Raw genomic sequence first — 6,004 nt, 5'->3', positions numbered from 1 at the left:
GACACTAGAACGTGTTCTATTTCGAGTCAACGGGCGGTGGGTATGGCGGACAGGGCCTCACCCCCGACCGAACGCGTCGTCGCCGTGCTCGACTTCCTCGCCGAGCACCCGCACGACCGCTTCGGCCTCTCCGAACTGGCCCGTCGCCTCGGTCTGAGCAAGCCAACGTGCCTCGGCATCGTCACCACGCTGACCGAATCGCGTTACCTCGTCCGCGACGAGGTCGACAAGACGTATCGGCTTGGTCCGAAGTTGATCTCGCTCGGCCACACGGCACAGGAGTCCATGCGGGTGAACCCCGCGGCACGCGAGGAACTACGGCGCCTCTCGACGACGTACGACACCACCGCTGCACTGTCCACGGTGATCGACGACCGCATCACCCTGCTCGAACTATTCGGACCGCCGGGGGCCGACGTCGGGGTACGGGTGGGACAGAGCTATCCGTTCGCCCCGCCGGTGGGCCTGATGTTCGTGCTGTGGGACGACGAGGCGTTGCGCACCTGGCTGGCCAAGGAGCCGACGATCCCGCTGCGCACCGACACCGAGCGGTTGCAGCGCGTCATCGCCGAATGCCGCACGGCGGGATATCTCGTCGAGCGTCTCACCCCCGGCGGCCGCCGCCTCTACGCCTTGATGGCAGGCATGTCGACCACCCTGCCGCAGGAGCTGCAGGCACTCCTCGGAGAGATGGTCTCCGACGTCGGCGAACGCGTCTACCTACGGAGCGAGAGGAACACCGACGGACGCCGCAGTGCCCGTACGGACATCAGCGTCATCTCTGCACCGGTGTTCGACCACCACCGGCGCCAGGTGATGGTGGTGTCGCTGCAGATCGGTCGAGGACTCACCGATACCGAGATCACCACGCTGGCACGCGGCCTGCTGAACACCGCCGAGATCCTCACCCGTCGATTGAGCGGTGAGGCGCAGTCGAGGACCTGACGACCAGTTCGGGGTCGAACACGACGTGCCTGCGCGGTGGCGACTCGCCAGATATCACGGCGAGCAGGAGTTCGGCAGCCATCGAGCCCATCTCGTAGTGCGGGCGCCGCACGGACGTCAACGGCACGGAGAGCTGCCTGCTGATCGGGACGTCGTCGTAGCCGACCAGGGAGATGTCGTCGGGCACCCGAGCGCCCTGTTGGAGCAGCGCCTGTAGCAGCCCGAAGGCGATGAGGTCGATGGCCGCAACCAGCGCCGTTGGACGACGCGACGGCTCGAGGCCGGCGAGCCTGGTGCCAACGGAGCGCCCGCCATCGACGCTCAGTTCGGTCGGCAGGACGTCAAGAACGCCGCCGGCGTTGGTCACCGCGTCGCGCAGCCCGAGCATGCGGTCGTGCACCGGGGTCGCCGTCGAGGCGTCGCCGACGAATGCGATGCGCCGGTGGCCGAGTTCGACGAGGTGCTCGCCGGCGAGGCGGCCCCCCACGAGGTCGTTGACGCCGACCGAGATGTTGCCCTCCCCGGTCTCGAGGCGATCGATCACGACGGCGGGCATTCCGCCCGACCGGATGTCGTGCGAGCCCTGGTCGAACTCGTCGTGTGGCACGACGATCACGCCAGCGACCCGAGCCTCGGCGTAAACCCTCAAGTAGGCGCGCTCCCGCCCCAGATCACGCGCACTGTTGGCGATGAGCACGTTCCAGCCGCGCTCGATCGCGTAGTCCTCGACGCCGTGAGCGGCGTCGATGAATCCTGGGTTGTCCGTGTCGAGAAGAAGCATTCCGATCGTTTGCGAGTAACCCGTCCGCAGGTGCCTGGCCGCCTCGTGCCGGACGTACCCCAGCTCGGCGATTGCCCGCTCGACCACTTCGCGCTTGGGCGCGCTGACCCACTCCGGATGATTGAGGAAATTGGACACCGTCCCCTGTGACACTCCCGCGCGATCCGCGACGTCCTTCGTCGTCGCGCGCCTCGGCCGGTCACGGTTCACCTGTGCGCTGCCTCTCAAGGGTTTGGGGAATGTGATGCTTGACACGATTCAATGGCGGATCCTACCCTCGCCACTAACAGTTGACACGATTCAAAACCTGTTGAGCGACCTCTGACCGGACACCAAAGGAGATGGACCATGACGAGTTCGAAGCGAACGAGATGGTGTGCCACTGCCGGCGCACTGCTGATCGCGGCCACCGCCGCCGCTGGTTGCGGCAGCAACTCCGGCTCGAGCGGAGGGAGCGGCGGAACCGTCGCGTTCCTCATGCCCGACACCGGCTCGACCCGCTACGAACTCCACGACCGGCCCGGCTTCGAAAAGAAGCTCAAGGAGCTGTGCGCGGACTGCAAGCCGCTGTACAACAACGCGGACGGAAGCGCCGACAAGCAACAGCAGCAGTTCAACTCGGCGGTGGCGCAGGGCGCCAAGGTCGTCGTGTTGGACCCTGTCGACTCCGCCGCGGCCGCATCGCTGGTCAACTCGGCGAAGGGCCAGGGCGTGAAGGTCATCGCCTACGACCGGCCGATCCCGGATACCAAGGTCGACTACTACGTGTCCTTCGACAACGAGGACATCGGCAAGCAGATCGGGACGTCGCTGATCGAGAAGGTCAAGAGCCAACCGCTCCCTCCCGGCGCGGGCGTCCTGATCGTCAACGGTTCGCCGACCGACGCGGCCGCCGGCCTCATCAAGAAGGGCGTCCACTCCGCCGTCGACAACAGCGGTGTGCCGGTGCTCGGTGAGTACGACACCGTCGAGTGGAAGCCCGAGAATGCCCAGAAGTGGGTGGCCGGGCAGATCGCTCAGTTCGGGCCGAGGATCGTCGGCATCGTGGCGGCGAACGACGGCACGGCAGGTGGCGCGATCGCCGCGCTCAAGGCCGCGGGCATCAACCCCGTTCCTCCGGTCAGCGGTAACGACGCAACGGTCGCGGGCCTGCAGCTCATCATCGCGGGCGACCAGTACAACACCATCAGCAAGCCGAGCGAGATCGTCGGCGGCGCAGCGGCCGAAGTCGCGGACAAGCTGCTCAAGGGTGAGACGCCGGAGCCCAAGACCACCATCTTCGACTCCCCCGCCGAACTCTTCACCCCGACGCTGGTGACGCAGGAGAACCTCAAGGCCGAGATCATCGACAAGAACATCACGCCTGCCTCCGAGCTCTGCACGGCCGAGTACGCGGCGGCGTGCGCCCGGCTGGGCCTCACGTGACGGCGGTCGCCTCCGGCGCCGCAGCAGCTCCACCGACCACCAGCCTGCTCAGCCTCCGGGGCGTCAACAAGTACTTCGGGGCGGTGAACGCGCTGACCGACATCGAACTCGACGTCAGCGCAGGGGAAGTCGTCGCCCTCGTCGGCGACAACGGTGCTGGCAAGTCCACGCTCGTCAAGGTCCTGGCCGGTGTGCACCAGCCGGATTCGGGCGCGGTCACCTTCGCGGGCAACACCGTCGCGATCACCGATCCGAGTGCCGCCATCCAGCTCGGCATCGCCACCGTCTTCCAAGACCTGGCGCTGTGCGAGAACCTCGACGTGGTCGACAACCTCTTCCTCGGGCGCGAGCTCAACCCGTGGCGACTCGACGAGACCGAGATGGAGGTTCAGGCCTGGAACCTGTTGCAGCAGTTGTCCGCTCGAATACCCACCGTGCGCATCCCGGTCGCGTCGCTGTCGGGCGGGCAGCGCCAGACGGTGGCCATCGCCCGGTCACTGCTCGGCGAGCCCAAGATGATCATCCTCGACGAACCGACCGCAGCGCTCGGTGTGGCCCAGACCGCGGAGGTGCTCGACCTGATCGAACGGGTCAAACAGCGCGGGCTCGGCGTCGTGATGGTCAGTCACAACATGGAGGACGTCCGCGCCGTTGCCGACCGCATCGTCGTGCTGCGCCTCGGCCGCAACAACGGCGAGTTCGACGCGGCGACCGTCACCACCGAGCAGCTGGTCGCCGCCATCACCGGCGCATCGGACAACGCGGTCACCCGACGCCGCGGCCGCACCAGCGCCGAGGGTATCGATGACCTGGAAGCGGGGACACCATGACCGCGACCGCGCTCGACCGGAGCGACGAGCGACTCCACCACGAAGCCGGCTTCGGCGGCGCACTGCGGTCGTTCTGGCGCAGCGTCAAGGCGGGCGACGTCGGCGTCCTGCCGGTGGTCGTTGGTCTGCTGGTGATCTGCACCATCTTCCAGTCGCTCAACCCGGTCTTCCTGTCCAGCGCGAATCTGGTGAACCTGACGCTGGATTCCTGTGCGGTCGGCATCATCTCGCTCGGCATCGTCTGCGTGCTGTTGGTCGGTGAGATCGACCTCTCGGTCGGCTCGGTCAGCGGGTTGTCGGGGGCGATCGTGGGCGTGCTGTTCGTCCGGCACGGCTGGAATTGGGTGCTCGCGGTCGCGCTGGCGTGCGCGGTCGCGCTCCTGATCGGGCTCGTCTACGGCATTGCGCTCACCCGCTTCGGCATGCCGAGCTTCGTGGCGTCACTGTCCGGGCTGCTCGCCTTCCTCGGCCTGCAGTTGGCGATCCTCGGCGACCAGGGCTCGGTCAACCTGCCGTTCGACTCGACGCTGGTCCACTTCGCCCAGCTCTCGTTCGTACCGGCGTGGCTGTCGTACGCGCTGGCCGCACTGGTCGGCGTCGGCCTGTTCGTCAGCGGCTTCGAGCGACGCCAACGGCGAAGGAAGGCAAACCTTTCCGCGCAGTCGATGAACTATCTGGTGCTGCGCTCGGTAGCCCTCGTCGTGGCCCTCGGGCTGTTCGCCTGGTACCTCAACCAGGAACGCGGTGTCGGCTGGATGGTGGTGCTGTTCGTCGCGCTGGTGCTGGTGCTGCACTACGCGTTCACGCGCACCACGTGGGGGCGCAGCCTGCTCGCGATCGGCGGCAACGAGGAGGCGGCCCGCCGCGCGGGCATCAACGTGCGACGGATCTACCTCACCGCGTTCGCGGTCTGTTCGTTCCTCGCCTGCGTCGGCGGCATCCTGGCCGCGGCGCGACTGGCCTCGGCGAACCTGTCCAGCGGCACTGGCGACGTGAACCTCAACGCGATCGCGGCCGCGGTGATCGGCGGCACCAGTCTGTTCGGCGGCCGCGGCAGCGCGTTCTCGGCGCTGCTTGGCACGCTCGTCATCGCGGCGATCGCCAGCGGGCTGACGCTGCTGAACCTCGACTCGTCGTACCGCTTCATCATCACCGGGCTGGTGCTGGCCGTCGCGGTCGCCATCGACTCGGTGGCACGCAAGTCACGGGCATCGCACGGCCGTGCCTGACCCCCGTCGCTTCGCTCGCCAAGATGCCTGAATTCCCGTCCACCCCAGACCCAAGGAGGCGACTAGTGACCAATCGCGCAGCGGTGATGACGAAGCTCGAACAAATTGAGATTCAGGAACTTCCAGAACCAGAGCCCGGCCCCATGCAGGCGGTGGTGCGGATCCATGCCGTCGGGGTCTGCGGATCGGACACCGCCTACTTCAAGATCGGAAGGATCGGCGACTACATCGTCGACGGCCCGATCGTGCTCGGCCACGAGGTGTCCGGGGAGGTCGCCAAGATCGGCAGCGAGGTGACGAACGTGGCCGTCGGCGACCGCGTCGCCATCGAACCGGGTACCCCGTGCCGCAACTGCGGGGAGTGCACGGCGGGCCGCTACCACCTGTGTCCCGACTTGGTCTTCCTGGCCACCCCGCCGTATGACGGCGCGCTGATGGAGCTGATGGCGATCGACGCCCGCAACCTCTACCCGATTCCGCCCGAGATGACCTATGAGCAAGGGGCCCTGCTCGAGCCGCTCTCGGTGGGGATCTGGGGGTGCAAGCGAGCGAACCTGACGGCGGGTGATCACGTCCTGGTCAGCGGTGCCGGGCCCGTCGGGCTGCTGGCGGCCTCCGTCGCCCGCGCGTTCGGGGCGGGCTCGGTGACCGTCGTCGACCCGTCCGAGTTCCGGCGAGGGATCGCCAAGCGAATGGGTTTCGCCACAGAGACACCGGAAGTCGTCGGCGACCGGACGTTCGACGTGCTACTCGAGTGCTCGGGCGCGCCAGGCGCATTGGCCGCCGGGATGGCC

Annotated in this window: 6 protein-coding genes; 5 read left to right on the top strand and 1 reads right to left on the bottom strand. The window is 67.4% G+C overall.

Annotated elements, in window-relative coordinates:
• The first annotated feature begins 42 nt into the window (after nucleotides 1-42).
• A complete protein-coding gene (locus ACRDUX_RS01210) occupies nucleotides 43-945 on the top strand; it encodes an IclR family transcriptional regulator (protein WP_526410221.1) in 903 nt (300 codons plus the stop codon).
• Here ACRDUX_RS01210 and ACRDUX_RS01205 read toward each other — a convergent pair.
• A complete protein-coding gene (locus ACRDUX_RS01205) occupies nucleotides 905-1,981 on the bottom strand; it encodes a LacI family DNA-binding transcriptional regulator (RefSeq protein ID WP_526410219.1) in 1,077 nt (358 codons plus the stop codon). The genes ACRDUX_RS01210 and ACRDUX_RS01205 overlap by 41 nt on opposite strands.
• A gap of 93 nt (nucleotides 1,982-2,074) precedes the next feature.
• Between ACRDUX_RS01205 and ACRDUX_RS01200 the strand changes: the two genes are divergently transcribed.
• The 4 genes from ACRDUX_RS01200 to ACRDUX_RS01185 form a co-directional block, all read left to right on the top strand.
• Complete coding sequence (locus ACRDUX_RS01200) at nucleotides 2,075-3,151, top strand: ABC transporter substrate-binding protein (protein WP_526410217.1); 1,077 nt, start codon at nucleotides 2,075-2,077, stop codon at nucleotides 3,149-3,151.
• Nucleotides 3,148-3,981, top strand: coding sequence for an ATP-binding cassette domain-containing protein (locus ACRDUX_RS01195; protein WP_526410215.1), 834 nt, complete (start codon nucleotides 3,148-3,150; stop codon nucleotides 3,979-3,981). The genes ACRDUX_RS01200 and ACRDUX_RS01195 overlap by 4 nt, the downstream gene beginning before the upstream one ends.
• On the top strand, nucleotides 3,978-5,210 hold the full coding sequence (locus tag ACRDUX_RS01190) for a sugar ABC transporter permease (protein WP_526410213.1): 1,233 nt from the start codon (nucleotides 3,978-3,980) through the stop codon (nucleotides 5,208-5,210). The genes ACRDUX_RS01195 and ACRDUX_RS01190 overlap by 4 nt, the downstream gene beginning before the upstream one ends.
• A gap of 65 nt (nucleotides 5,211-5,275) precedes the next feature.
• The coding region (locus ACRDUX_RS01185; protein WP_526410211.1) for an alcohol dehydrogenase catalytic domain-containing protein at nucleotides 5,276-6,004 on the top strand (729 nt) is incomplete at its 3' end.

Source organism: Mycobacterium sp. (assembly GCF_050701675.1).
Lineage (GTDB): Bacteria > Actinomycetota > Actinomycetes > Mycobacteriales > Mycobacteriaceae > Mycobacterium.
The sequence above is the reverse complement of the archived record's forward strand: the minus strand, read 5'-3'. Positions and strand labels throughout refer to the sequence as shown.